This is a genomic window from Nonomuraea sp. NPDC049637 (assembly GCF_040675235.1).
GTDB lineage: Bacteria > Actinomycetota > Actinomycetes > Streptosporangiales > Streptosporangiaceae > Nonomuraea.
Genome location: NZ_JBFAOM010000006.1, coordinates 272,336 through 294,918, shown reverse-complemented (window position 1 = coordinate 294,918; position 22,583 = coordinate 272,336). Strand labels below are relative to the sequence as shown.

The 22,583-nt window shown below is 69.9% G+C and carries 26 protein-coding genes and 1 tRNA gene; 9 read left to right on the top strand and 18 right to left on the bottom strand.

Features of this window, described 5'->3' with window-relative positions; all coding sequences use genetic code 11:
* Positions 1-43: 43 nt before the first annotated feature.
* Positions 44-457, top strand: coding sequence for a nuclear transport factor 2 family protein (locus AB0J71_RS11990; RefSeq protein ID WP_352325428.1), 414 nt, complete (start codon positions 44-46; stop codon positions 455-457).
* A gap of 118 nt (positions 458-575) precedes the next feature.
* Here AB0J71_RS11990 and rplL read toward each other — a convergent pair whose 3' ends face one another.
* The 8 genes from rplL to AB0J71_RS11950 form a co-directional block, all read right to left on the bottom strand.
* On the bottom strand, positions 576-968 hold the full coding sequence (gene rplL, locus AB0J71_RS11985; protein WP_352325429.1) for a 50S ribosomal protein L7/L12: 393 nt from the start codon (positions 966-968) through the stop codon (positions 576-578).
* Between the two features lie 72 nt (positions 969-1,040).
* The gene (gene rplJ, locus AB0J71_RS11980; RefSeq protein ID WP_125642941.1) at positions 1,041-1,565 is read right to left on the bottom strand and encodes a 50S ribosomal protein L10; all 525 of its coding nucleotides are present in this window, start codon (positions 1,563-1,565) and stop codon (positions 1,041-1,043) included.
* Between the two features lie 239 nt (positions 1,566-1,804).
* Positions 1,805-2,632 (bottom strand): DUF1396 domain-containing protein, encoded by an 828-nt coding sequence (locus AB0J71_RS11975; RefSeq protein WP_352325430.1) that lies wholly within the window; start codon positions 2,630-2,632, stop codon positions 1,805-1,807.
* Positions 2,633-2,927: 295 nt separating this feature from the next.
* Entirely contained in the window at positions 2,928-3,647 is a 720-nt protein-coding gene (rplA, locus tag AB0J71_RS11970; protein WP_352325431.1) for a 50S ribosomal protein L1, read from the bottom strand.
* Between the two features lie 61 nt (positions 3,648-3,708).
* Positions 3,709-4,140, bottom strand: a complete 432-nt coding sequence (gene rplK / locus AB0J71_RS11965) for a 50S ribosomal protein L11 (RefSeq protein WP_125642947.1) — start codon at positions 4,138-4,140, stop codon at positions 3,709-3,711.
* A 117-nt stretch (positions 4,141-4,257) separates the two neighbouring features.
* Positions 4,258-5,055, bottom strand: coding sequence for a transcription termination/antitermination protein NusG (gene nusG / locus AB0J71_RS11960; protein WP_352325433.1), 798 nt, complete (start codon positions 5,053-5,055; stop codon positions 4,258-4,260).
* A 75-nt stretch (positions 5,056-5,130) separates the two neighbouring features.
* Entirely contained in the window at positions 5,131-5,376 is a 246-nt protein-coding gene (gene secE / locus AB0J71_RS11955; RefSeq protein WP_125642950.1) for a preprotein translocase subunit SecE, read from the bottom strand.
* 77 nt (positions 5,377-5,453) lie between these two features.
* A tRNA-Trp gene (locus tag AB0J71_RS11950) sits at positions 5,454-5,526 on the bottom strand.
* A 149-nt stretch (positions 5,527-5,675) separates the two neighbouring features.
* Here AB0J71_RS11950 and AB0J71_RS11945 point away from each other — a divergent pair.
* Positions 5,676-6,893 (top strand): pyridoxal phosphate-dependent aminotransferase, encoded by a 1,218-nt coding sequence (locus tag AB0J71_RS11945; RefSeq protein ID WP_364413989.1) that lies wholly within the window; start codon positions 5,676-5,678, stop codon positions 6,891-6,893.
* A 190-nt stretch (positions 6,894-7,083) separates the two neighbouring features.
* On the opposite strand, the gene AB0J71_RS11940 is transcribed toward AB0J71_RS11945, so the two are convergent.
* Both AB0J71_RS11940 and AB0J71_RS11935 read right to left on the bottom strand, forming a co-directional pair.
* Positions 7,084-7,602: a hypothetical protein gene (locus AB0J71_RS11940; protein WP_364413987.1), complete on the bottom strand. Its 519-nt coding sequence runs from the start codon at positions 7,600-7,602 to the stop codon at positions 7,084-7,086.
* A gap of 41 nt (positions 7,603-7,643) precedes the next feature.
* The gene (locus AB0J71_RS11935) at positions 7,644-8,225 is read right to left on the bottom strand and encodes a hypothetical protein (RefSeq protein WP_364413985.1); all 582 of its coding nucleotides are present in this window, start codon (positions 8,223-8,225) and stop codon (positions 7,644-7,646) included.
* Between the two features lie 106 nt (positions 8,226-8,331).
* On the opposite strand from AB0J71_RS11935, the gene AB0J71_RS11930 reads away from it, so the two are divergent.
* Positions 8,332-9,354 (top strand): adenosine deaminase, encoded by a 1,023-nt coding sequence (locus AB0J71_RS11930; protein WP_352330006.1) that lies wholly within the window; start codon positions 8,332-8,334, stop codon positions 9,352-9,354.
* On the opposite strand, the gene AB0J71_RS11925 is transcribed toward AB0J71_RS11930, so the two are convergent.
* A complete protein-coding gene (locus AB0J71_RS11925) occupies positions 9,343-10,092 on the bottom strand; it encodes a hypothetical protein (RefSeq protein WP_364413983.1) in 750 nt (249 codons plus the stop codon). The genes AB0J71_RS11930 and AB0J71_RS11925 overlap by 12 nt on opposite strands.
* Positions 10,079-10,624 (bottom strand): RNA polymerase sigma factor, encoded by a 546-nt coding sequence (locus tag AB0J71_RS11920; protein WP_364413981.1) that lies wholly within the window; start codon positions 10,622-10,624, stop codon positions 10,079-10,081. Before AB0J71_RS11920 ends, AB0J71_RS11925 begins: the two co-directional genes overlap by 14 nt.
* A gap of 116 nt (positions 10,625-10,740) precedes the next feature.
* Here AB0J71_RS11920 and AB0J71_RS11915 point away from each other — a divergent pair, with 116 nt between their 5' ends.
* Positions 10,741-11,478, top strand: coding sequence for a methyltransferase domain-containing protein (locus AB0J71_RS11915; RefSeq protein ID WP_352330011.1), 738 nt, complete (start codon positions 10,741-10,743; stop codon positions 11,476-11,478).
* 53 nt (positions 11,479-11,531) lie between these two features.
* Here the strand turns inward: AB0J71_RS11915 and AB0J71_RS11910 are convergent, their stop codons facing one another.
* The 5 genes from AB0J71_RS11910 to AB0J71_RS11890 all read right to left on the bottom strand — a co-directional run bounded on the left by AB0J71_RS11910 (position 11,532) and on the right by AB0J71_RS11890 (position 17,962).
* On the bottom strand, positions 11,532-12,416 hold the full coding sequence (locus tag AB0J71_RS11910) for a carbohydrate ABC transporter permease (RefSeq protein WP_352330014.1): 885 nt from the start codon (positions 12,414-12,416) through the stop codon (positions 11,532-11,534).
* Positions 12,416-13,300 (bottom strand): sugar ABC transporter permease, encoded by an 885-nt coding sequence (locus AB0J71_RS11905; protein ID WP_364413979.1) that lies wholly within the window; start codon positions 13,298-13,300, stop codon positions 12,416-12,418. The genes AB0J71_RS11910 and AB0J71_RS11905 overlap by 1 nt, the downstream gene beginning before the upstream one ends.
* Positions 13,301-13,373: 73 nt before the next feature.
* Entirely contained in the window at positions 13,374-14,642 is a 1,269-nt protein-coding gene (locus AB0J71_RS11900) for an extracellular solute-binding protein (protein ID WP_352328598.1), read from the bottom strand.
* Between the two features lie 208 nt (positions 14,643-14,850).
* Positions 14,851-16,722 (bottom strand): acyl-CoA dehydrogenase family protein, encoded by a 1,872-nt coding sequence (locus AB0J71_RS11895; RefSeq protein ID WP_364413977.1) that lies wholly within the window; start codon positions 16,720-16,722, stop codon positions 14,851-14,853.
* Positions 16,715-17,962 carry an amino acid permease gene (locus AB0J71_RS11890; protein WP_364413975.1) on the bottom strand — a complete coding sequence of 416 codons (1,248 nt, stop codon included), beginning with the start codon at positions 17,960-17,962 and terminating at the stop codon, positions 16,715-16,717. Before AB0J71_RS11890 ends, AB0J71_RS11895 begins: the two co-directional genes overlap by 8 nt.
* Before the next feature lie 80 nt (positions 17,963-18,042).
* Between AB0J71_RS11890 and AB0J71_RS11885 the strand changes: the two genes are divergently transcribed.
* The 5 genes from AB0J71_RS11885 to AB0J71_RS11865 all read left to right on the top strand — a co-directional run bounded on the left by AB0J71_RS11885 (position 18,043) and on the right by AB0J71_RS11865 (position 21,352).
* Positions 18,043-18,513, top strand: coding sequence for an Lrp/AsnC family transcriptional regulator (locus tag AB0J71_RS11885; protein ID WP_352328604.1), 471 nt, complete (start codon positions 18,043-18,045; stop codon positions 18,511-18,513).
* Positions 18,514-18,583: 70 nt separating this feature from the next.
* Complete coding sequence (locus tag AB0J71_RS11880) at positions 18,584-20,041, top strand: serine hydrolase domain-containing protein (RefSeq protein ID WP_364413973.1); 1,458 nt, start codon at positions 18,584-18,586, stop codon at positions 20,039-20,041.
* Positions 20,038-20,469, top strand: coding sequence for a hypothetical protein (locus AB0J71_RS11875; protein ID WP_364413971.1), 432 nt, complete (start codon positions 20,038-20,040; stop codon positions 20,467-20,469). The genes AB0J71_RS11880 and AB0J71_RS11875 overlap by 4 nt, the downstream gene beginning before the upstream one ends.
* Entirely contained in the window at positions 20,466-21,056 is a 591-nt protein-coding gene (locus tag AB0J71_RS11870) for a TetR/AcrR family transcriptional regulator C-terminal domain-containing protein (RefSeq protein ID WP_364413969.1), read from the top strand. Before AB0J71_RS11875 ends, AB0J71_RS11870 begins: the two co-directional genes overlap by 4 nt.
* 164 nt (positions 21,057-21,220) lie before the next feature.
* A complete protein-coding gene (locus AB0J71_RS11865; protein ID WP_352328612.1) occupies positions 21,221-21,352 on the top strand; it encodes a hypothetical protein in 132 nt (43 codons plus the stop codon).
* A gap of 85 nt (positions 21,353-21,437) precedes the next feature.
* On the opposite strand, the gene AB0J71_RS11860 is transcribed toward AB0J71_RS11865, so the two are convergent.
* Positions 21,438-22,583 carry an acetyl-CoA C-acetyltransferase gene (locus tag AB0J71_RS11860; RefSeq protein WP_364413967.1) on the bottom strand — a complete coding sequence of 382 codons (1,146 nt, stop codon included), beginning with the start codon at positions 22,581-22,583 and terminating at the stop codon, positions 21,438-21,440.

The window sequence follows — 22,583 nt, the reverse complement described above, 5'->3', positions numbered from 1 at the left end:
GTTGAGTCAACGGGTGTTGAGCGAGATGTGAGGAGTGGTGGTCATGACCGTCGAGGAGATCGTCGGCGCCTTCCACGGCGCGATGCTGCGCAAGTCGGCCGACGAACTGGCCGACCTGTACGCGGAGGACGGCAGGCACGAGTTCCCGTTCGGCGGGCTGCCGCCGTACGAGGGGCGGGAGGCGGTGCGGGCCGGGTACCGGGCGTCCTGGGGCGTCTCCCCCGCCGTGCCGCAGAAGGTGGAGCGGATCGCGTTGCACCGTACGGACGATCCGGAGGTGGTGGTCGTCGAGCAGAACGCGCACGTCAAGGTGGGCGAGCGGGCGATTACCGTCCCGGGGCTGCTGATGCTGCGGATCAGGGGCGGGCGGATCGTCCACTGCAAGGACTTCATGGACGCGAGCGCCATCGCCAGGGTCCGGGAGGCGGCCCGCGAAGCCGGAGCCACTTCCGGGTGATGCCGCCGAGGGTGTCCCCGCGCAGGGCCGGTGCCGTCCCCGTACATGCGAAAAGAGGCGGTCACACCCGGCACCAGGGTGTGTCCGCCTCTTCCGAAGAGCTGTGTGAAGTGGGAAGTTACTTCACGGTCACGGTGGCGCCGGCGCCCTCGAGGGCAGCCTTGGCCTTCTCCGCCTGCTCCTTGTTGACCTTGCCGTCGAAGACCGGCTTGGGAGCGCCGTCCACCAGGTCCTTGGCCTCCTTGAGGCCCAGAGACGTGAGGGCGCGGATCTCCTTGATGACCTGGATCTTCTTGTCGCCGGCGGCCTCGAGGATGACGTCGAACTCGTCCTGCTCCTCAACGGCGGCGGCCTCGCCACCACCAGCGGCGGCGGGGGCGGCGGCGACCGCGACGGGGGCGGCGGCCTTGACGTCGAAGACCTCTTCGAAGTGCTTAACGAACTCGGACAGCTCGAGGAGGGTCATCTCCTTGAACGCGTCGAGCAGCTCGTCGGTGCTGAGCTTCGCCATGATGCTTTTCCTTACGTTTAGGACTTGCAGAAAACTAGGAACGGGACCGCGGAAGTTGCGGCAACCCCCGTGTTACTCGCCCGCTTCTTCGCGCTTGGCACGAAGGGCGTCGGCCAGCTGAGCCATCTGCGTGGGCAGCGCGGCGAAAACCGCGGCGGCAGCGCTCTGCTTCGCCTTGAGAGCACCGGCGAGCTTAGCGAGGAGGACCTCGCGGGACTCGAGGTCGGCGAGCTTGGTGATCTCGGTGGCGTCGAGCGTCTTACCGTCGAGCACACCACCCTTGATCACCAGAAGGGGATTGGCCTTGGCGAAGTCACGCAGACCCTTGGCCGCCTCGACAACGTCGCCGTTGACGAAGGCGATCGCGGTCGGGCCCGTGAGCAGGTCGTCGGGGAACGACAGACCGGCCTCGTTAGCCGCGATCTTGGTCAGGGTGTTCTTCGCCACGGCGAACTTCGCATTCTCACCAAGAGCAACGCGCAGCTGCTTGAGCTGAGCGACGGTGAGACCGCGGTACTCGGTCAGAACGGCGGCGCTGCTGCCTTCGAACTCGCTCTTGAGCTCGGCAACGGCTGTCGCCTTATCCGCCCTCGCCATGGGCCTCCTTCCAGGTGTGCCGCCGGCGAAGGCCCCTGGAAATGAGAACAGCCCCGGGCGCAGGGGCGCACGGGGCTCACATATGGAACTGCACCATATGGGAAACTCGCATCACACCTGCGCGGGCCGTCCACAGAACGTGGATCCTTCGGTCGCCAGGACTGATGCACCTGACGACGACCGGCGGTCTTCGGCAACGACCAGAGTACGTGCTGGTCGCCGAGTTTCCAAATCGGTTCTCAGTTGACGGTCGTCTTCGGCAGCTCACCGACCTGGTCCGCGGGCGGGGCCTCGACCTTGACGGGCTCGTTGAAGCCCTTGAACAGCAGGGTGGCGTCCAGCGTGGCGCCCTCCTTGGAGCCGTTCAGGGTGAGCTTGCGGGGCAGGCCGTCGCCGGCCACCCAGATGTCGAACTTGACGTCCTTGAGCTCGGCGAGGTTCGTCCTGGCCTGCTGCTGCTTGTCGGCGGGCAGCTGGCCGACGGCGGCGTCCACGGGGAACGTGCCGCTGTAGTGGGTGGTGTCCGCGCCGTTGACGCTCTCGGTGCCGACCTGCTTCACGTCCTTGGACACGGTGACCAGCTTGGTCACGTTGGCGAGGTCGAACTGCTGGATCTGGCTGAGGTACTGGTTGACCTGGTTCTGGTCGCCCACTTCGTTGAGCGCGACCTTGATCCACGGCTTGGTGGCGCCGACGAGCTGCTTGAGGGCCTCGACCTTCACATAGACGGTGTCACCCTGCAGGACGGCGCGCACGCCGCCCGGCAGGTTCCGGCCGCCCATGTCGACGGTGTCGAGGGTCAGGTCGACGGCGAGCTGGGGCTTGCTCTGGTAGAGCATGCGTCCCTGCACCTTGCCGTTGCCTTCTTGGGGGTGTGTCACGTTCGCGACGGCGTCCACCGTGTAGCTGGTGACCTCTGCGGTCTTCTGCGCGGCCTGCGCGAGCACCTCTGAGGCGGCCAGGTTGACCTGGATGGGCTGCACGTTCGTACCGCACCCGGCGACCGAGGCCGCGATGAGAGCAGCTCCGGCCACGGCGGTGGCGAGACTTATCCTGCGCTTCAGCATGTTTTGACCCTACGGTTGGCTTGTCCCATCGTGGCGACTTCCCCGCATAATTCGGGGAAAACCCAGGGTTCTCCCCCACAGGCTGTGCACGATTTCTGCACATCCCCGCTCACCTGGAGAGATCATCCCCGCCGAAAATTCGGGCTCGACCCGACGCTCGTCGGCACGCAGGCGAACCAGAAGCCGACGCTCGGCGGCACCCGGGCGAGCCGGGACCCGACGCTCGCCGGCACCCGGGCAAAGCGAAAGGCCCCCGCCTGGGACAGGCGGGGGCCCTTCGAAGAACGTGCGGCCGTTACGCGTCGAGCTCGGCGGTCAGGCCACGGGTGAGGTTGGGGTCGACGGGGACGCCGGGGCCCATGGTGGTGGAGAAGGTGACCTTCTTCAGGTAACGCCCCTTGGCCGCCGACGGCTTGAGACGCAGCACCTCGTCAAGGGCGGCGGCGTAGTTCTCGATGAGCTGACGCTCGGGGAACGACGTCTTGCCGATGATGAAGTGCAGGTTGGCCTGCCGGTCGGTGCGGAACTCGATCTTGCCGCCCTTGATCTCCGTCACGGCCTTGGCGACGTCGGGCGTCACGGTGCCGGTCTTGGGGTTGGGCATGAGACCGCGCGGGCCGAGCACGCGGCCCAGACGGCCGACCTTGCCCATGAGGTCGGGGGTGGCGACCACGGCGTCGAACTCGTTGAGCCGGTTGCCCTTGGCGATCTCGTCGATCAGCTCGTCGGCGCCGACGATGTCGGCGCCCGCCTCGCGGGCTGCCTCGGCACGGTCACCGGTCGCGAAGACCAGGACCCGGGCGGTCTTACCGGTGCCGTGCGGGAGGTTGACCGTGCCGCGCACGATCTGGTCGGCCTTGCGAGGGTCGACACCCAGCCGCAGCGCCACTTCCACGGTGGCGTCGAACTTGGTGGTCGACGTCTCCTTGGCCAGCTTCGCGGCGTCGGCGGGCGTGTAGAGCTTGTCGCGGTCGACCTTGGCCGCCGCGTCCTTGTGCGCCTTGCTGCGCTTCATGTCTGTCTCCTTGTGGTACGCGGGCCGGGACCCGGCCCTCCCACGGATCTGGGAAAAGGTCTTAGTCGGCGATCGTGATGCCCATCGACCGGGCGGTGCCGGCGATGATCTTCTCTGCAGCCTCGACGTCGTTGGCGTTGAGGTCGGGCATCTTGGTCTCGGCGATGCTGCGCAGCTGCTCGCGCGTCAGCCGGCCGACCTTGTCCTTGTGGGGGACGGCGCTGCCCTTGTCGAGACCGAGGGCCTTCTTGATCAGCTCAGGCGCCGGGGGCGTCTTCGTGATGAAGGTGAAGCTGCGGTCTTCGAAAATGGTGATCTCAACGGGGATGATGTTGCCCCGCTGGGACTCCGTCGCAGCGTTGTACTGCTTGACGAAGTCCATGATGTTGACGCCGTGGGGACCGAGGGCGGTACCGACCGGCGGAGCGGGCGTGGCCTGGCCAGCGGGGAGCTGGACCTTGACGAGCGCCGCGATCTTCTTCTTCGGAGGCATGAGTCCTTCTCCGGGTCCTGATCGTGATGCCGTCCGGACGCGGATGCGCCCGGACATGTCGGAAGGCCACCCTTCGCGAAAGGCGGCCGACCGAACGTCTAAGTGTAGGTGATCGTCTTAGATCTTCGAGACCTGGTTGAACGAGAGCTCGACCGGGGTCTCACGACCGAAGATCGAGACGAGCACCTTGAGCTTCTGCGACTCGGGGCTGATCTCGCTGACCGAGGCGGGCAGAGTGGCGAAGGGGCCGTCCATGACCGTGACGGACTCGCCGATCTCGAACTCGACCGTGGGGCCGGAGGCCGCCTTGGTGGTGGCCTTCTTGCTCTCCTCGGACGGCTCGGGCGCCAGCAGCTTGGCGACCTCGTCGAGGCTGAGCGGGCTCGGCTTGTTGGACAGGCCGACGAAACCGGTCACGCCGGGCGTGTTGCGCACGGCGGCCCAGGACTCGTCGGTCAGCTCCATGCGCACCAGGACGTAGCCGGGCAGCACGCGCTCCTTGACCGGGACCTTCTTGCCGCTCTTGAACTCCTGGACGGTGTGCGTGGGCACCTCGACCTGGTAGATGTAGTCCTCCATGTTGAGCGACACGTTGCGGCTCTCGATGTTGGACTTCACGCGGTTCTCGTAGCCGGCGTAGGAGTGGATCACGTACCACTCGCCGGGAAGCCCGCGCAGGGAGCTCTTGAACTCCTCGACCGGGTCGACGTCGGGCAGGATCTCGGCCTCCGCGTCGGCGGGGGCCTCCTCCGACTCTTCGACCTCGTCGGTCTCGTCGGCCTCCTGGAGAGCCGCCTCGACGCCTTCGTCGCGAGCCTCACCCAGCTCGTCGCCCCATTCGTCGGTGGCCTCTCCCAGCTCGTCGTCGCCCCGCTCGTCGCGGGGTTCCTCGGCCGGAACAGAAGACTCGGACACGTGACCTTTCCTCATTTCCTCGAATCGAATGGTGTCGCCGTCAGCCGACACCACACGGTGTCGAGCTAGGCGGGATCACTCCCCGCCGAAGACGCGGAGGACGGCCCAGCCCAGAGCGGCGTCGAGCCCATAAACGATCGCCACCATGATCAGAACGAATACCAGAACGACCGTGGTGTAGGTGATGAGATCCTTGCGTGTCGGCCAGATGACCTTGCGGAGCTCGTTGACGACCTGCCGGTAGAAAAGGGCAGGTGAAGTGCGTGTCTTCTTCTCGCCACTGGGCTTGCCTGCGGTCTCGCCGCGCGTGTCGATCGCCACAGTCCTCACCTGAATCTGTCGTATCCAACGCAGTTTTGCGGCGCGCTTACACGCCATTATTGCGCGGACCGCACTCGCAGGGCACGAGGGACTCGAACCCCCAACCGCCGGTTTTGGAGACCGGTGCGCTACCAATTGCGCCAGTGCCCTATGTCGTCAACCACACTACCCTGATTGACTCACTGCCTGGACCGAACCGCTCGCCGACATGCGGCGGAAGGACCAGGCGAAAGCATACGGGGGATTGCCCGGTACGTCGAACCCAAACCTGATCGCCCAGGTCACGCCCGCGTGGGAGCATGGGAGGCATGTCCACGCGACCCCGTATCTCCGCAAGAATCTCCGCGATTTCCGAGTCCGCCACGCTCGCGGTGGACGCCAAGGCGAAGGCGATGAAGGCGGCCGGCCGTCCGGTCATCGGCTTCGGCGCCGGCGAGCCCGACTTCCCGACGCCCGGCTACATCGTCGAGGCGGCGGTCGAGGCGGCCCGCGACCCGCGCAACCACAAGTACACGCCGGCGGGCGGCCTTCCCGAGCTGAAGCAGGCCATCGCCGACAAGACGCGGCGCGACTCCGGCTACTCCGTCGAGCCGTCCCAGGTGCTCGTCACCAACGGCGGCAAGCAGGCCGTCTACGAGGCGTTCGCCACGCTGCTCGACCCGGGCGACGAGGTCGTCGTGGTCGCCCCCTACTGGACGACCTACCCCGAGGCGATCAAGCTGGCCGGGGGCGTGCAGGTCGACGTGGTGACCGACGAGTCCACGGGCTACCTGGCGAGCGTCGAGCAGCTCGAGGCGGCCCGCACCGAGCGCACGAAGGCGCTGCTGTTCGTCTCGCCGTCCAACCCGACGGGCGCGGTCTACTCGCGCGAGGAGACCGTGGCGATCGGCCGGTGGGCGGCCGAGCACGGGCTGTGGGTGATCACCGACGAGATCTACGAGCACCTGGTCTACGGCGGCGCCGAGTTCACCAGCATCGCCACGGCCGTGCCCGAGCTGGGCGACCGGGTCGTGATCCTCAACGGCGTGGCCAAGACGTACGCGATGACCGGCTGGCGGGTGGGCTGGCTGATCGGCCCGTCCGACGTGGTCAAGGCCGCCTCCAACCTGCAGTCGCACGCCACCTCCAACGTGGCCAACGTGTCGCAGAGGGCGGCGCTGGCCGCGGTCTCCGGCGACCTGTCGGCCGTGGCCGAGATGCGGTCGGCCTTCGACCGGCGGCGCCAGACCATGGTGCGGATGCTCAACGAGATCCCGGGCGTGTTCTGTCCGGAACCGAAGGGGGCGTTCTACGCGTACCCGTCGGTCAAGGGGCTGCTGGGCAAGGAGCTGCGCGGCCGGCGGCCCGGGTCGTCGGCGGAGCTGGCCGAGCTGATCCTGGAGGAGGCCGAGGTGGCGGTCGTGCCGGGCGAGGCGTTCGGCACCCCCGGCTACTTCCGGCTGTCCTACGCCCTCGGTGACGACGACCTGGTCGAGGGCGTCAGCCGGATGGCCAAGCTGCTGTCCGAGGCTCGCTGAGCGGCCTACGCGGCGCCCTGCCGGCCTTCCGAGGCCACGGCGGGGCGCCGACGCCGGCTCAGGAAGCAGCTCGGGAAACGGCTCGGGAAACGGCTCGGGAAACGGCTCGGGAAACGGCTCAGGAAACGGCTCAGGAAACGGCTCAGGAAGCAGCTCGGGAAACGGCTCGGGAAACGGGTCAGGAGGCGGGTCAGGAGGCGGCGGGTCTGACGGCGGCGGCGGTCTGGCGGAGCTGGGCGGTCATGCCGGGCGTGGCGGCGAGGTAGACGGCCGTGCCGGGGCTCTCCAGCCACATGAAGTTGCGCAGGCCGTCGCGGCTCGTCCAGCGCAGCGCGGGTTTGCCGCGGTAGGCGGTCAGGGTCGAGCGGGCCACCAGCGTGGCGAAGTGCTCGGCCGTCCGCACGCCGCACACCACGCCCACCCGCAGTTGCTCGTCCTCGTCGTCGCGCCACATCACGCCCTTGACCGTGAGCCGCCTGGCGAGCCCGCCCAGGCGGCCGAAGGTGCCGGCGCGGGACAGCGGCGGGGGCGCGCCGGGGATCTCCAGCCTGGTCGACCCGCAGGCCAGCCTGACGGGCTTCCCGGTCGCCGGCTCGCTCGCCGACGGCGGCGGCGGGGTGGTGCTGGGCGGTCGGGGCGGGTCGCCGCCGCACCCGCCCGTGCCTGCGGCCAGCGCGAACGTGATGAACACCGCTGCCGGGCGCCGCATCGTCCCCCCATGACTCGTGGGATCAACCAGGGTAAAGGCTCCTAGTCTCCTACAGGAGCACGGGCCGAGGCGGCAATAGGCAGCAGCTCGCCGCCGAGGGAGTCGCTCACCCGGATCCAGGCGCCCGTGCCCGGGCGTTCCAGCCAGGCGATCACCCTGCCGCCGCCCGGATGCGCGCCGACGACCGCGGGCCGGCCCCTGATCGTGGTCTCGGCGGGGTCCAGCACGCCGGCGTGCGCGCGGTAGGTGTCCCAGTCGGCGGCCATCGTGCCGTGCTCGACCTGGGCCTCCACGTAACGCTTGGCGGTGCCGTACCTGGCCCGGACGCCGTCGGGGACGACCGGGCCGCCGCCGCTGCGGCGCAGGCCGCGGGGCAGGTAGGTGAGCCAGAGGTCGTCGGAGACGACCGCCAGCGGGGGCTCGGCCCGCGCCGCCGCGCCGGGGCGCGACGGCGCCTTCAGTGGCGGCGGGGGCACGTACGACGAGCCCGCCGAAGGCGGGTGCGGACGGCCGAAACCCGAGTGGAACAGGGCGTAGATGGCGAGAGCGGTCACCGCGAACGCCAGTCCGGCGAGCAGCGCGCGCCGGCCCTGCCCCGCGACGCCGGCACCCTCAGGGATCATGGACGGTTGATCCCCCGATCCGGGCGATCTCTACCGTGCCGATGCCGGTCCCGCAGCCTTGGGCGACATGCGAGTCCGCACCTGGGGCCAGTGGCAAAATATGGAAATGCACCGGCCCCTGCACACGCTGCCCAAAGCCCATCTCCACCTGCACTTCACCGGCTCCATGCGGCACTCGACGCTGATCGAGCTGGCCAGGGAGCAGGGGCTGCACCTGCCCGACGCGCTGGAGCAGGACTGGCCGCCGCGGCTGCGGGCCACCGACGAGCGCGGCTGGTTCAGGTTCCAGCGGCTGTACGACATCGCCAGGTCCGTGCTGAGCCGTCCCGAGCACGTCTACCGGCTGCTGCGCGAGACGGCCGAGGACGAGGCGGCGGCCGGTTCCCGTTGGCTGGAGATCCAGGTGGACCCGTCCGGGTTCGCCGCGCGGTTCGGCGGGCTCACGGCCACGCTGGAACTGATGCTCGACGCGGCGCGGCAGGCCGCCGAGCACGCCGGGGTGCACATGCCGGTGATCGTGGCGGCCAACAGGACCAGGCATCCGCTCGACGCGAACACCCTGGCCAGGCTCGCCACCCAGTACGCCGGCCGGGGCGTGGTGGGCTTCGGCCTGTCCAACGACGAGCGGCGCGGCGCGGCGCGCGACTTCGAGCGGGCCTTCCGCATCGCCAAGCGCGGCGGGCTGCTGGCCGTGCCGCACGGCGGCGAGCTGCTCGGGCCGCGCAGCGTGAGCCAGTGCATCGACGACCTGGGCGCCGACCGGGTCGGGCACGGCGTGCGGGCGGCCGAGGACCCGTGGCTGATGCAGCGGCTGGCCGACCGGCAGATCTGCTGCGAGGTGTGCCCGACGTCCAACGTGGGGCTGGGGGTGGCCGAGCGGGCGGCGGACGTGCCGCTGCGGCGGCTGTTCGACGCCGGGGTGCCGATCGCGCTGGGCGCCGACGACCCGCTGCTGTTCGGCACCCGGCTGCTGCGCCAGTACGAGCTGGCCAGGGAGGTCTACGGGTTCTCCGACGCGGAGATCGCCGAGCTGGCCCGGCAGTCGATCCGGTCCTCGACCGCGCCGGAGACGGTGCGCAAGGAGCTGCTCAAGGGCGTGGACGACTGGCTGACCGGCTCACCGGAGTGACCCGGCGATCCGCACCGCCCGTTCCCTGGTGCCGGCGCCCTCCAGGCGGTAGGTGAGCGCGTCCCGCTGCCAGACGAGGGTGGGGGCGGCCTGGCGCAGGGGGATCTCGGTGCCGTCCTGGCGGCGGATGTAGCCGAGCGGGTGCGCGCCGGGGATCCACCAGGCCGTGGTCCCGGCCACCTCGACGTAGTCGGGCCAGGGCGGGCCGAGCTTCTTGAAGAAGAACGGGTCCACGCCGCCCTGGAACTGGTCGAGCCGGACGCCATCCGGCCAGAACATCGACACCAGCCGGCCCTGGTCGGCGACGGTGGCGCGGGCGGGGGGCCCGAGCTCGGCCGGGGTTCTGACGTGGAACCTCACCAGGTCGGGCAGGTCGTCCGGGGCCACCGGGTGCTCGCCGGGGAGGTTCGCGGTGGTCCGTACCGGGGTGGGTGGTGTGTCGCCGAGCTGCAGTTCGACGCCGGCCAGGCGGAGGACCCGGGCCACGGCGGCGCGGCCCTGGGGGGTGGCGGCCGTGACGGCGACGACGGCCAGCACGACGGCCGCCACGATCCGCCACCGCGCCCGCCGTGTCCGCTGCGTCCGCCGTGTCCGCCGCCTGTGCTTCTGAGGCTGAAGCTCCAGGCGGGCGCGCACGGCGGCGGCGACGTCGTCCGGCGGCGGGGACGGGGCGTCGAGGAGGGGGCCGAGGGCGGTCAGTTCGGCTTCCAGGTCGTCGAAGGGGTCATGCGAGTTCACCGCCCACCTCCTCCCTCAGCCGGGCCAGCCCCCGATGGGTGCTGGACTTGACGGTACCGACCGGCCAGCCGAGCACCTGGGCCGTCTCCGCCTCCGACAGTTGCAGGAAGTACCGGCACACGACCGCCTGGCGTTCCCGCTCGGGCAGCCCGCGTACGGCCGCCAGCAGCCGGGCGCGCCGGTCGGTGGCGACGGCCGCGCCCGCGGGGTCGTCGGGGGCCACCGCACCGGCGGGGTCGGCGGCGGTGAGCCGTACGGCGAGGTAGGAGCGGCGCCCGCGGGCCCGGGTGAGGTTGTGCGTCTCGTTGGCCACGATCCGCAACAACCAGGGACGGAAAGGCGCGTCCCGCCGGAACTTGGACAGATGACGGAAAGCCTTGACGAACGCCTCCTGCACGACGTCCTCGGCCTCGTCGCCCGCGCCGAGCAGGGCGGCGGTGCGGTGGGCGAGCGCGCTGTACCTGGCGACCAGGGCCTCGTAGGCCCCCAGGTCACCGTCGAGCGAGCGGGCGATCGCCTCGTCGTCGTCCATGGCGTGTCAGATTCCATCGCATCGGCCCGCGCCCGGGGAAGGGTGTTTCACGCATCAGGTCATCCTCGGGGGCATTAGACTCGTGCAATCCGTCTGCCCCTCAAAGGAACGGGACTATGTCTTCTGGGTATGACCGTGTAGTGCAACCGGCGGCCGGTGACGAGGCCCTGGAGAACCACCTGGGTGGGGACGAGGCCAAGAACTATCGGCAGTACGAGTTCGACATGGTCGCCCCGCACGTCGGCCGTTCGATGCTGGAGATCGGCTCCGGGCTGGGCCACTTCGCCGAGCAGTTCCTGCCGCGGCTCGACCGCCTGGTCGTCAGCGACTTCGACCCCTACTGCGTCGAGCAGCTGGAGAAGCGCTTCGAGGGCCGCGACGACATCGACGTCCTGCAGTTCGGCCTGCCGACCGAGATCCCGCTGAAGGACAAGGTCGACACCGTCGTCATGATGAACGTGCTGGAGCACATCGAGGACGACGCCGAGGCGCTGCGCTCGCTGGCCCGCGTCACGCTGCCCGGCGGCCGGATCATCATCTGGGTGCCCGGCTACATGCAGCTTTACGGAGACTTCGACCGCAAGGTCGGGCACGTCCAGCGCTACACGCCCAAGACCCTGCGCGCCACGGTGGCCAGGGCGGGGCTCGACATCGACGTGCTCAAGCCGATCAACTTCCTGGGCGGCATCGCCTGGTGGGCGGCGGTCCGGCGGGGCGGCGTGGGCTACCCCGACCCGCGCCTGGTCAAGATCTACGACCGCACGGTGGTCCCGGCCACGCGGCTGATCGAGCGGTTCATCACCCCGCCGTTCGGCCAGACGGTGTTCTGCGTGGCCCGCGTCCCGCAGAAGTAGCCCGCAGAAGGGCCCGGCCGCCACCCGGTGGGTTGGTGGCGGCCGGACGTTTTCTACTTGATCGAGCCGGCGGTCAGTCCGCCGACGACCTTCCGCTCGATCAGCGCGAACAGGATGATCACCGGGATGGTGGCGATCACCGAGCCCGCGAAGAGGTTCTGCCAGTCCACCTGGTACTGGCCGATGAACGAGTTCAGCGCGACCGTGAGCGGCTGGTTGGCCGGGGTCGTGGTCAGGGTCAGGGCGACCACGAACTCGTTCCACGCCGCGATGAACGTGAAGATCAGCGCGGTGATCACGCCCGGCATGGCCAGCGGCAGCGTGATCCGGAACAGCGCGCCGAAGCGGCCGTTGCCGTCGATGAAGGCGGCCTCCTCCAGCTCACGCGGGATCGAGGCGAAGTAGGCGTTCAGGATCCACACCGCGAACGCCAGGTTGAACCCGCCGTTGACCAGGATCAGCGACCAGATCGAGTCCACCAGGCCGAACTGGTAGAACTCGCGGTAGATGCCGACGAGCATGGCCGTGGGCTGGAACATCTGGGTGATCAGCACCAGGATCAGGAACGCGGTGCGCCCCCGGAACTTGTGCCGGGCCGAGTAGTAGGCGGCCGGCAGGGCCACGAGCAGCACCAGGATCGTCGAGCCGCCGGCGACCTTGAGCGTCACCCACAGGTTCCCGGCCAGGCCGCTGGTCCAGAAGTTGGCGAGGTTCGACCACACCCACTCGTCGGGCCAGAACGTCACCTCGCGCAGCGACTCCTGCGACCGCAGCGAGGTCAGCAACATGACGAGGTACGGGAACAGGAAGACGAACGCGACGATGTAGGCCGCGGCCGCCACGATCACGGTCTTGAGCCTGGGCATGCGGCGCTGCGCCCGTCCGCGGTGTCCGGACTGGTGGCGGGCACCGGCCTTGGGCATGGTCTGCACGGCCATCACGCCACCTCCTTGTTCCAGCGCGACACCTTCAGGAAGAGCGCGGTCAGCACGATGACCATGCCGAAGTTCACGACGGACATCGCGGCCGACTCACCGATGTTCGAGCCCTTGAGGATGAACATGAGGATGGTCGAGGTGGCCGTCGAGTAGCCCGGCTGCCCGTGGGTCATCGCCCAGATGATCGGGAAGCTGTTGAAGACGTTCATCACGTTGATCAGCGCGGCGACGGTGAGCGCGGGGCGCAGCAGCGGCAGCGTGATCGACCAGTACGTCCGGAACTTGGTGGCGCCGTCCATCTTGGCCGCCTCGTAGACGTCGGCGGGGATGGTCGCGAGCCCGGCCAGCAGCGCGTACGTCGTGAACGGCACCGAGACGAAGACCGCCACGAACACCAGCCACGGCATCGCGCTGGAGGCGTCACCGAGCTGGTCGGCGGAGGCGCCGCCCATCGCGTCGATGAACCCGAGCTTGACCCTGATCTGGTTGATCACGCCGACCTCGGGGTCGAGCATCCACTTGAAGATGATCGCCGTCATCAGCACCGAGGCCGCCCAGGGCGCGATGAGCGCCCAGCGGGCGATCTTGCGGCCGGGGAAGCGCTGGTTGAACAGCTGGGCGAGGGCGAGCGAGATCAGCACGGTGAGCGCGACGACCGCGACCACCCAGATCACACTGCGGATCATGATGTCGGCGAAGTCCTTCTCGCCGAACAGCTTCGTGTAGTTGGCCGGGAAGTTGTTTCCCTGGACCACTCCGAACCGACTGATCTTGAGAAACGACGACCGGATCATCTCGATCACGGGCCAGAGCACGACCAGCGCGATCAGCACCACGGCCGGCCCGATCCAGGCCAGGGGTTCGAGGGCGCGCAACCTTCTCATGAGGAACCTTCCATGACGGTGGAGCCGGCGCGGGGACGCGACCCGCGCGCCGGCTCCACAGACCCCCGCTGGATCAGCTGGCTTCGGCGGTCTTCTGCAGCTCGCCGAGGACCTTGGCCGGGTCGTCCTTGACGGCGCCGCCGATGGTCTGCTTGATCGCCGGGTTCACCTCGGCCCACTTCGGGTCCTGGAACGGGTAGAAGCTGGCGTTGGGCAGCGCGTCGAGGAACGGCTTGAGCTTCTCGTCACCCGACAGCTTCTTGATGCCGCCGTTGGTGACGGGCAGCAGCTTGTAGGTGTCGGAGATCTTCTGCGCCGCGTCGCCGGTGTAGAAGAAGTCGAAGAACTTCTTGATCTCGGCGGCGTGGCCGTTCTTGTTGAACGCCATGATCCAGTCCATGACGCCGAGAGTGGTGTCGAGCGGACCGGACTTGCCGGGGATCGCCGTGACGCCGTAGTTCTTCAGGCCGGCCGCGTCGAAGATCGGGATGGACATGGGTCCGCCGTTGACCATGCCGACCTTGCCCGCGCCGAAGTCCTCCCAGACCGTCTTGCGGTCCTTGGTGCCCGGGTTCGGGGTGGTGAGGCCGGCGTCGACCAGGCCCTTCATGTAGGTGAAGGTCTCGATGTTCTGCGGCGAGTTGATGGCCCACTTGCCGGAGGCGTCCTTGTAGCCGCCGCCGTTGCCCAGCATCCACAGGAACGACTCGCCCTGGGCCTCCTCCTGGCCCAGCGGGAGGCCGAACGGCTGGCTCACGCCGGCCTTCTTCAGCTTCTCCGCGGCGGCCTTGAGCTCGTCCCAGGTCTTGGGCGGCTCGGCGATGCCGGCCTTGGTGAACAGGTCCTTGTTGTAGAACAGCGCGCGGGCGGAGGAGACGAACGGGATGCCGTAGCCGGTGCCGTCCACCTTGCCGAAGTCGGCGAACTTCTGCAGCATGTCGCCGGAGACGTTCGGGGACAGGACCTCGTCGACCTTGTAGAGCAGGCCGTCCTTGACGAAGCCGGAGTAGTCGCCGGTCTGCAGGATGTCGGGCACCTGGCCGTTCTGGACCATGGTGGCGACCTGCTTGTCGATGTCGTTCCAGTTGATGACCTGGACGTCGACCTTGATGTTGGGGTTGGCCGCCTGGAACTGGTCCACGACGCCCTTCCAGAACGTCTCGCCCGAGTTCGGCTTGCCGGGGCCGTCGCCGTAGTCGGCGGCGACCATCTTGAGGGTGACCTGGCCGCCGCCCGAGGCCTGGGTGTTGTTCCCACCGCCACCCGAACCGCCGTCGGAGCCGCAGCTGGACAGGACCAGCATCGTGGCAAGGCCGAGAGCGGCGCCGCCCACAAGCTTCATGTTCACTGGTGATACCGCCTTCTCGTCGGACGGGTCGCTGGTCCGTACCAGCCACCTGACCCCGTCCAAAGGGATGAGGGGTGCGAGAGCCACAGCTCAACGCGTTTGCGCCAGAGTAAGCCCGTGTTCAGCAGCCGGTCTATACCGGCTGGTATCGGTTTGAAAACACTCAGGGCAGAAAAAGCTCACAACCGGTCTAGACCGGGCGTCACAGGATCTTTCTCCGCACGTTCTCGCCGCCGTCCGGAGTGCCGATCCACGGGCCCTCGATGGACGGGTCGAGGATGCCCTCCTCCAGGAACTCGTAGCGGCCGTCGAGCACGTACCGGGCCAGGCGCACGTCCTGCTCGTCGCTGTTGTCCCAGAGCTCGTCGAACAGCGTGCGGACGCGGCGCCGGGCCTGGTGGCAGAAGGTGTCGGCCAGCTCGTACGGCCTGCGCCCGAGGTCGTCGGCGTCCTCCTCGGCCTTCACGCAGACGGCTGTCATGGCGAACAGCTCGGCCCCGATGTCGACGATCCGCCCGAGGAAGGACTGCTTGTGCTCCAGCCTCCCCTGCCACCGGGACATGCCGTAGAAGGTGGACCGGGCCAGCTTCCTGCTGGTCCGCTCCACGAACCGCAGATGCTGGGCCAGCGGGCCGAAGGCGGTGTAGCCCGTGGGCAGGCTGCCCGCGCCGGCCACCAGGGTGGGCAGCCACCCGGCGTAGAAGCGGCTCGCCCGGCCCAGCGCGCGGGCGCGTTCCTGGGGGGACGCCTCGGGGTTGATCAGCTCGCCGGCCGCGGTCAGGTGCGCGTCCACGGCCTCGCGGGTGATCATCAGGTGCATGATCTCGGAGGAGCCCTCGAAGATGCGGTTGATGCGGGCGTCGCGCAGCATCTGCTCGGCGGGCACGCCGCGCTCGCCGCGGGCGGCCAGCGACTCGGCGGTCTCGTAGCCGCGGCCGCCCCTGATCTGGACCAGTTCGTCCAGCGCCCGGTACGACAGCTCGGTGGCGTACAGCTTGGCGAGGGCGGCCTCGATCCTGATGTCGTTGCGCCGGTCGTCGGCCAGGCGGGCGGTGAGCTCGCTGACGGCCTCCAGCGCGTACGCGGTCGCCGCGATGAAGGCGATCTTGGTTGCCACGGCCTCGTGCCGGCCCACCTTGCGTCCCCACTGCTCGCGGGCGTTGCCCCACTCGCGGGCGATCTTCACGGCCCACTTGACGCTGCCCGCGCAGGTCGCCGGGAGGGACAGGCGGCCGGTGTTGAGGGTGGTGAGCGCGATCCGCAGCCCTTGGCCCTCCTTCCCGATCAGGTTCTTGGCGGGCACTCTGACCTGGGAGAACTCGGTGACGCCGTTCTCGATGCCGCGCAGGCCCATGAAGCTGTTGCGGCGCCTGACCGTGATGCCCGGGCTGTTCCCCTCGACCACGAACGCGCTGATCTTCTCACCGGTCCTGGCCATGACCACCAGCAGGTCGGCGACGACGCCGTTCGTCGTCCAGAGCTTGACGCCGTTCAGCACGTAGTCGTCGCCGTCGCGCACGGCGGTCGTGGACAGCCGGGCGGGGTCGGAGCCCACGTCCGGCTCGGTGAGCAGGAAGGCCGAGATCTCGCCGGCCGCGCACCGGGGCAGGAACTCCCGCTTCTGCTCCTCGGTGCCGAACTGCTTGAGCGGCTGCGGCACGCCGATCGACTGGTGCGCCGACAGCAGCGTGGCCAGGGCGGGGCAGTAGGAGCCGACCAGCGTGAGGGTGCGGCAGTAGTACAGGTAAGGCAGGCCCAGGCCGCCGTACTCGGTGCCGATCGTGATGCCGAACGCCCCGAGGGCGGCCAGGCCCTTGACCACCTCGTCGGGCACCTGCGCGGTGCGCTCGATGAGGGCCGGGTCGACGTGGGCCTCCAGGAAGCGCCGCACCGCCCGGACGAACTCCTCACCCCGCTCGGCGGCCTCGGCCGGCAGACTGGGCGCCGGATGCACCAGGTCCAGCCGGAGATCGCCGAGGAACAGCTGCTTGGCGAAGCTGGGGAGCCGCCATTCGCGCTCCCTGGCCTGCTCGCCGACCTGCCTGCTCTCCGCGTACGTCGTCTGCTCACTCATGGCACCCTCCCGACGGTGCGCCGTCATGTGCTGGGAGTACTGCCCGCCTGGCGGCTTTAAGCACGCCCAGTGCGACGACGGCCAGCACGGCGGGCACCGCCAGGAAGGCTCCGCAGCAGGCCAGCGCGACCATCGACATGCCGGTCGCCACGAGGGCGGTGACCCGCGGCCGGCCGGCGGGCAGCACCCGCACCGCCGCCGCCACGCCCGCCGCCGTGACGGCCGCCAGGCACGCCGAGGTGGCCCGCATCAGCAGGTCCAGGTCCACCGCCCACACCACGACCGGCACCGTCAGCACGGCCAGCGCCCCGAGGCTCCGGTACGGCCCCCGTCCTCCGGCGAGCCAGGCGGGCATGGCCCTGTCCCTGGCCAGCGCCACCCCCAGCCGCGCCGCCCCCGCCAGGTACGTGTTGACCGCCCCGAACGTCAGCAGCACCGCCAGCACCCCGGTCACCGGCCGCGCCACTCCCCCGAGGCCGGTCTCCAGCAGCGCGTTCAGCGGCACGCCCGGCATGTCCGCGCCGAGCACGCCGACCGAGGTGACGCTGACGCCCAGGTACAAGACGCCGACCACGACGAGGGTGATTATCGTGGCCCTCGTCAGCCCGCGCTGGCCGGGGGCGAACTCGGCCGACAGGTGGCTGGCCGCCTCCCAGCCCACGAAGGCGAACATGAGCACCCCGGCCGCGCCGGCCACCCCGGCGAGCCCGTACGGGGCGAAGGGGGTGAAGTGGTCGAGGTCGGCCCGCGGGGCGGCGGTGACCACGGCGACGGCCAGCAGCGCGACGAGCAGCGCCACGGAGACGAGCTGCAACCGCCCCGAGGTACGCAGCCCGGCGGCGTTGGCGGCGAACGCCGCGGCCAGGATCAGCACGCCGGCCAGGGCGCCGTCCACGCCCAGGGACGCCTCGACGTACCGGCCGCCCACCAGCGCGCCCGCGACGGTCCCGACCGGCACGGCCCCGTAGAACCACCAGCCCACCACGGCGGCGGCCCGCGGCCCGAAGGCCAGCCCCGCGAAGCTCGCCACCCCGCCCCCGCCGGGATGCCGGACGCCGAGCGCCGCGAACGTCAGCGCCACCGGCACGCTCAGCGCGAGCAGCCCCGCCCAGGCCAGCACGGAGGCCGGCCCCGCCGCCGCGGCGGCGAGCTGCGGCAGCACCAGCATCCCCGGCCCCAGCACCGCGCCCACCAGCAACGCCGCGCCCTGCCCCGCACCCATCCGGCCGTGTTCAGTCATGCCCGCGAAAGTAGCCCGATCGTTCGGCCCTGCCACCGCTCCACCGAACGAACGATCGGAGATGGGTGCAGAATCGCGTCATGGACGAACTTGATTCGGCGATCATCCGCCTGCTCCAAACGGATGCGCGGCAGTCCAACCGGGAGCTGGCCCGCCGGCTCGGCATCGCCCCCTCGACCTGCCTGGAACGGGTCAGGGCGCTCACCCGGCGCGGCGTGATCCGCGGCTACCACGCCGACATCGACCCCGCCGCGCTCAACCGGAGCACGCAGGCGATGGTCTCGGTCCAGGTGCGCCCGCTGAGCCGGGCCGTGATCAACGCCTTCAAGCAGTCGGCCGCCGGAATGCCCGAGGTGCTGAGCGTGTTCGTGCTGGCCGGCGGCGACGACTTCCTGCTGCACGTCGCGGTCCAGGACCTCGACCACCTCCACTCCTTCCTGCTCGACCGGCTGAGCAAGCGCAAGGAGATCGTCGGCTTCCGCACCTCGGTGATCTTCCAGCAGGTGCACGACGCGGTGCCGGAGCGGCTGCCGTCGCCCACGGAGACCTGACTTTCGTCAGGGGTGCTTCTGGACGGTCGGCAGATCCGGCGGCGGGGGCGTTCTCCGTACGTTTGCCTGCATGAGCTTGAAGATCGCCCTCGCCGGGCTGGCCGCGGCCCTGACCCTCACCCCCGCTGCGGCCCCGGCCCTGGCCTCTGCCCGGGCCTCGGCCCCCGTCGAGCCGACCCCCGCCGCCGTGGACGCCTACCTGCGCGAGGCGCTGGAGGCCACCGGCGTGCCGGGCCTGTCGGTCGTGGTGACCCGCGGCGACAAGGTCGTGCACGCCGCCGGGTACGGCAACGACTCCGAAGGGCGTCCGGTCACCGCGGCCACGCCGATGCGGGTGGCCTCGGTGAGCAAGTCGTTCACCGCGATGGCCGTGATGACCCTGGTGGAGCAGGGGAAGATCGCGCTGGACGAGCCGGTGGCCGGGCAGTTGCCCGGTTTCCGGATGGCCGACCCGCGCTTCGCCGAGATCACCGTGCGCCAGTTGCTGAACCAGACCTCCGGGCTGTCCGACAGCTCGCTGGACATCGGCGACCTGGAGTCCGCGAGCTCGCTGGCCGACTACACCGCCCGCCTGGCCAGGGGCCGCCTGGCCGCCGACCCGGGCAGCCGGTACGCCTACTGCAACGTCAACTACGACCTGGCCGCCCGCCTGGTCGAGACCGCGAGCGGCCGCCCCTTCGACGCCTACATGAAGGACCGCGTCTTCGGCCCGCTCGGCATGACGAGCAGCGCCGTGAGCGCCCAGGCCGTCCGGCCGGCGGACGGTTTCGTCTCGGTCTACGGGATGTGGCTGCCCCGGCCGGAGGCGTCCGGGTTCCTCGACGGCAGCGGCTCGGGCGCGGTCATCACGACGGCCGCGGACATGGGCAAGTGGCTGACCGCCCAGAACGGCGCCGGCCGCCCGCTGGTCAAGAAGCAGAGCATGGAGACCATGCACAAGCCCGGCCCGCACGGTTACGGCATGGGCTGGAGCCTGGAGGAGGAGTCCGGCCTGCTCGTGCACTCGGGCAACCTGTTCACCTACAACGCCGTCGAGGCCGTCTCGCCGAAGACCGGCTACGGCTTCGCCGTCATGACCAACGGCGCCTCGCTCTACGACCCCACCTACGACATCATGCGCGGCCTGGCCGCGATGAGCGAGGGCCGCGTGCCGGCGGCCCTGGGCGGCGACCGGCAGCTCTACGACCTGGTGCTGGGGCTGCTCGCCGTCGTGGCGGCCGGGCTCGGGGTCATGGGCGTGCTGCGGGCGCGGCGGTGGGCGTCCCGGCGGTCGGGGCGGCCGTGGTGGCGGATCGCGCTGCGGCTGGCGCCGGTGCTGCTGCCCGTCCTGGTGTTCGCGTTCTACCCGGATTGGGTCTCCGTGCTGCTGAACGGGCGGTACGTGACGTGGGAGCAGCTCACCTACTTCCCGGCGTCGTTGTCGCTCACCCTGCTCGCCGCGGCTCTCACCGGGCTCTTGACGGCCGCCGTCCGGGTTTGTGTACTGTGTAAGCTTACAAGGTACGCAAATTCGAGGAGATCCCGATGACCGCGGTCGCCGTCGCCGTCCCGCTCGTATGGCTCGCCTGGCTCGTCGTCACCGACTGGGTGCCCATGTTCCCGCTCAACGACCTCAACGGCGCGAACGTCAGGGGCCGGGCCCTGGCCGCCGCGATCAACTACCCGTTCCCGCTGCTCATCGCGGCCGGCGTCGCGCTGCACCGCACGTGGTCGCTCACCGCCGCGACCGTCCTGTGCGTGCTGGTCATGGCCGGGCACGTACGGAGCTGGTGGCTGCCCTACTTCGGATTCGCCACGGCCGAGCAGCGCGAGCTCTACCGGCGCGAGTACAGCCGCACCTGGAAGATCCTGCCGACCGCGGGCCACGCCGTGGTCATCGACGTCCAGCACATGGTGGTGGGGCTGCTGTCCCTGCTCATGCTGGCGGCCACGATCGTCGTTACGCTGACCGCATGACCCAGGCACCCAGGCGGGCGGGGCGACCGGCCGTGCTCACCGTCGAGCGCATCGTGGCCGCGGCCGTCGGCATCCTCGACGCCGAGGGCCCCGACGCGCTGACCATGCGCCGCCTGGGCGCCGACCTCGGCGTGGCCGCCATGTCGCTCTACCGCCACGTGCCCAACCGGGACGCGCTCGTGTCTTTGGTCGTCGACCGGCTGTTCGCCGAGGCCATGGCCGGTTACACGCCGGTCCCCGACTGGCCGCGGGCGCTGACCGGGTTCGCCGTGGCCTACCGCCGCTTCCTGCTCGCCCACCCGCGCGCCGTCCCGCTGCTGGCCACCCACCCGGTGGACGTACGGCTCGGCACCGAGCTGATCTCCGGCCTGCTGGCCCGCTTCGAGGCGGCGGGGGTGCCCCCGGGCGACACCGTCAACGCGGTGCAGTCGGTGGCCGTCTACGTGCTCGGCCACGCCCTGGCCCAGGTCGGCTCGACGGCCGAGACCCACGGCCCGGCCGCGCTGCGCTTCTACGACCAGTGGTTCGACGCCGGCCTGCGGGCCATCGTGTCGGGCTTCGAGCAGCAGCTCGCGGCGCCGCGTTAATTCGGTTGCCCGGCGTTGCGGACAGGCCATAGCTTGTCGGTCATGCGCCTTTACCTGTGACAGCAGCCACCTCAGTCCATCGTCCGACAGACGCGGCCACGCTGTGCTCGTCGACGCCCGGCCCTCACCGAGCCGCGTCCTGAGTTCGCGTAAAGGAGCTTCGCATGCGAGTTCGCTCAGCCATTCACTCAGCCAAGAAGAAGACCGTCACGCCCGTGCCGCCCCGGCAACTGCCCAAGACGCCGCAGCGCCCGGTCGTGCCGCCCCGGCGGATCATCCCGCCCAAGGGCCGCTAGACAACTACCGGGATGGTAGTTAACGAGCGCCGCCTCCCCTCGTACGCCCGGGAGGCGGCGCTCACCCTTTTCCGCTTCGGTTCCGCTAGAGCCGCTCGATGATGGTGACGTTGGCCTGGCCGCCGCCCTCGCACATCGTCTGCAGGCCGTAGCGGCCGCCCGTGCGCTCCAGCTCGTGCAGCAGCTTGGTCATCAGGATCGCTCCCGTGCCGCCCAGCGGGTGGCCGAGCGCGATGGCGCCGCCGTTGGGGTTGACCTTGGCCGGGTCGGCGTCCAGCTCCTTGATCCAGGCCAGCGGCACCGGGGCGAACGCCTCGTTGATCTCCACGACGTCGATCTCGTCGATCGACATGCCCGCCTTGCGCAGCGCCCGCTGCGTGGCCGGGATCGGCGCGGTCAGCATGTAGACCGGGTCGTCGCCCATGAGCGCGAGCTGGTGGATGCGGGCCCGCGGGGTCAGGTTGTGCTCGCGCACGGCCTGCTCGGAGGCGATCAGCACGGCGCCGGAGCCGTCGGAGATCTGCGAGGAGGTGGCCGCGGTGATCCGGCCGCCCTCCTTGAGGGTCTTGAGCCCGGCCATCTTCTCCAGCGTCGTGTCGGGCCGCGGGCCCTCGTCGTCCTCGACGCCGTTGATCGGGGCGATCTGGTCCTTGAAGTAGCCGTTCGCGATGGCCTTGGCGGCCCGCTGGTGGGACTCGTAGGCGAACTGCTCCAGCACGTCACGCTGGAGGCCCCACTTCTCGCACATCAGCTCGGCGCCGCGGAACTGCGAGATCTCCTGCTTGCCGTACCGCTCGACCCACTTGTCGCCGAACGGGAACGGCATGCCCTTCTCCAGCGCGGCGGTGATCGACGCGCCCATCGGGACGATGCTCATCGACTCCACGCCCGCGGCCACCACCAGGTCCTGGGTGCCCGACAGGACGCCCTGGGCGGCGAAGTGGATCGACTGCTGGGACGACCCGCACTGCCGGTCGATCGTGACGCCGGCCGTCGTCTCGGGCAGCCCCGCCGACAACCAGGCGTTCCGCGCGATGTCCATGCTCTGGGGGCCGAACTGCATGACGCAGCCCATGATGACGTCCTCGACCGCCGCCGGATCGACGCCGGTGCGGTCGATGAGCGCCTTCAGCGTGTGGGCGGCCAGGTCGGTGGGATGGACGGTGGAAAGCCCGCCCTTCTTCTTGCCGACCGGGGTACGGACCGCTCCGACGATGTACGCCTCTGCCAC

Bases quoted from the DNA above. Each gene is read 5' to 3' on its own strand.
- AB0J71_RS11900 (WP_352328598.1), bottom strand. From the start codon at position 14,642: ATGAAGCTTGTGGGCGGCGCCGCTCTCGGCCTTGCCACGATGCTGGTC.
- rplA (WP_352325431.1), bottom strand. From the start codon at position 3,647: ATGAAGCGCAGCAAGGCGCACAAGGACGCGGCGGCCAAGGTCGACCGC.
- AB0J71_RS11870 (WP_364413969.1), top strand. From the start codon at position 20,466: ATGACCCAGGCACCCAGGCGGGCGGGGCGACCGGCCGTGCTCACCGTC.
- AB0J71_RS11895 (WP_364413977.1), bottom strand. From the start codon at position 16,722: ATGAGTGAGCAGACGACGTACGCGGAGAGCAGGCAGGTCGGCGAGCAG.
- rplK (WP_125642947.1), bottom strand. From the start codon at position 4,140: ATGCCTCCGAAGAAGAAGATCGCGGCGCTCGTCAAGGTCCAGCTCCCC.
- AB0J71_RS11975 (WP_352325430.1), bottom strand. From the start codon at position 2,632: ATGCTGAAGCGCAGGATAAGTCTCGCCACCGCCGTGGCCGGAGCTGCT.
- AB0J71_RS11890 (WP_364413975.1), bottom strand. From the start codon at position 17,962: ATGACTGAACACGGCCGGATGGGTGCGGGGCAGGGCGCGGCGTTGCTG.
- AB0J71_RS11940 (WP_364413987.1), bottom strand. From the start codon at position 7,602: ATGCGGCGCCCGGCAGCGGTGTTCATCACGTTCGCGCTGGCCGCAGGC.
- AB0J71_RS11930 (WP_352330006.1), top strand. From the start codon at position 8,332: ATGCACCGGCCCCTGCACACGCTGCCCAAAGCCCATCTCCACCTGCAC.
- AB0J71_RS11920 (WP_364413981.1), bottom strand. From the start codon at position 10,624: ATGGACGACGACGAGGCGATCGCCCGCTCGCTCGACGGTGACCTGGGG.
- AB0J71_RS11990 (WP_352325428.1), top strand. From the start codon at position 44: ATGACCGTCGAGGAGATCGTCGGCGCCTTCCACGGCGCGATGCTGCGC.
- AB0J71_RS11935 (WP_364413985.1), bottom strand. From the start codon at position 8,225: ATGATCCCTGAGGGTGCCGGCGTCGCGGGGCAGGGCCGGCGCGCGCTG.
- rplJ (WP_125642941.1), bottom strand. From the start codon at position 1,565: ATGGCGAGGGCGGATAAGGCGACAGCCGTTGCCGAGCTCAAGAGCGAG.
- AB0J71_RS11905 (WP_364413979.1), bottom strand. From the start codon at position 13,300: ATGAGAAGGTTGCGCGCCCTCGAACCCCTGGCCTGGATCGGGCCGGCC.
- AB0J71_RS11945 (WP_364413989.1), top strand. From the start codon at position 5,676: ATGGGAGGCATGTCCACGCGACCCCGTATCTCCGCAAGAATCTCCGCG.
- AB0J71_RS11875 (WP_364413971.1), top strand. From the start codon at position 20,038: ATGACCGCGGTCGCCGTCGCCGTCCCGCTCGTATGGCTCGCCTGGCTC.
- AB0J71_RS11915 (WP_352330011.1), top strand. From the start codon at position 10,741: ATGTCTTCTGGGTATGACCGTGTAGTGCAACCGGCGGCCGGTGACGAG.
- AB0J71_RS11865 (WP_352328612.1), top strand. From the start codon at position 21,221: ATGCGAGTTCGCTCAGCCATTCACTCAGCCAAGAAGAAGACCGTCACG.
- rplL (WP_352325429.1), bottom strand. From the start codon at position 968: ATGGCGAAGCTCAGCACCGACGAGCTGCTCGACGCGTTCAAGGAGATG.
- AB0J71_RS11880 (WP_364413973.1), top strand. From the start codon at position 18,584: ATGAGCTTGAAGATCGCCCTCGCCGGGCTGGCCGCGGCCCTGACCCTC.
- AB0J71_RS11910 (WP_352330014.1), bottom strand. From the start codon at position 12,416: ATGGCCGTGCAGACCATGCCCAAGGCCGGTGCCCGCCACCAGTCCGGA.
- AB0J71_RS11885 (WP_352328604.1), top strand. From the start codon at position 18,043: ATGGACGAACTTGATTCGGCGATCATCCGCCTGCTCCAAACGGATGCG.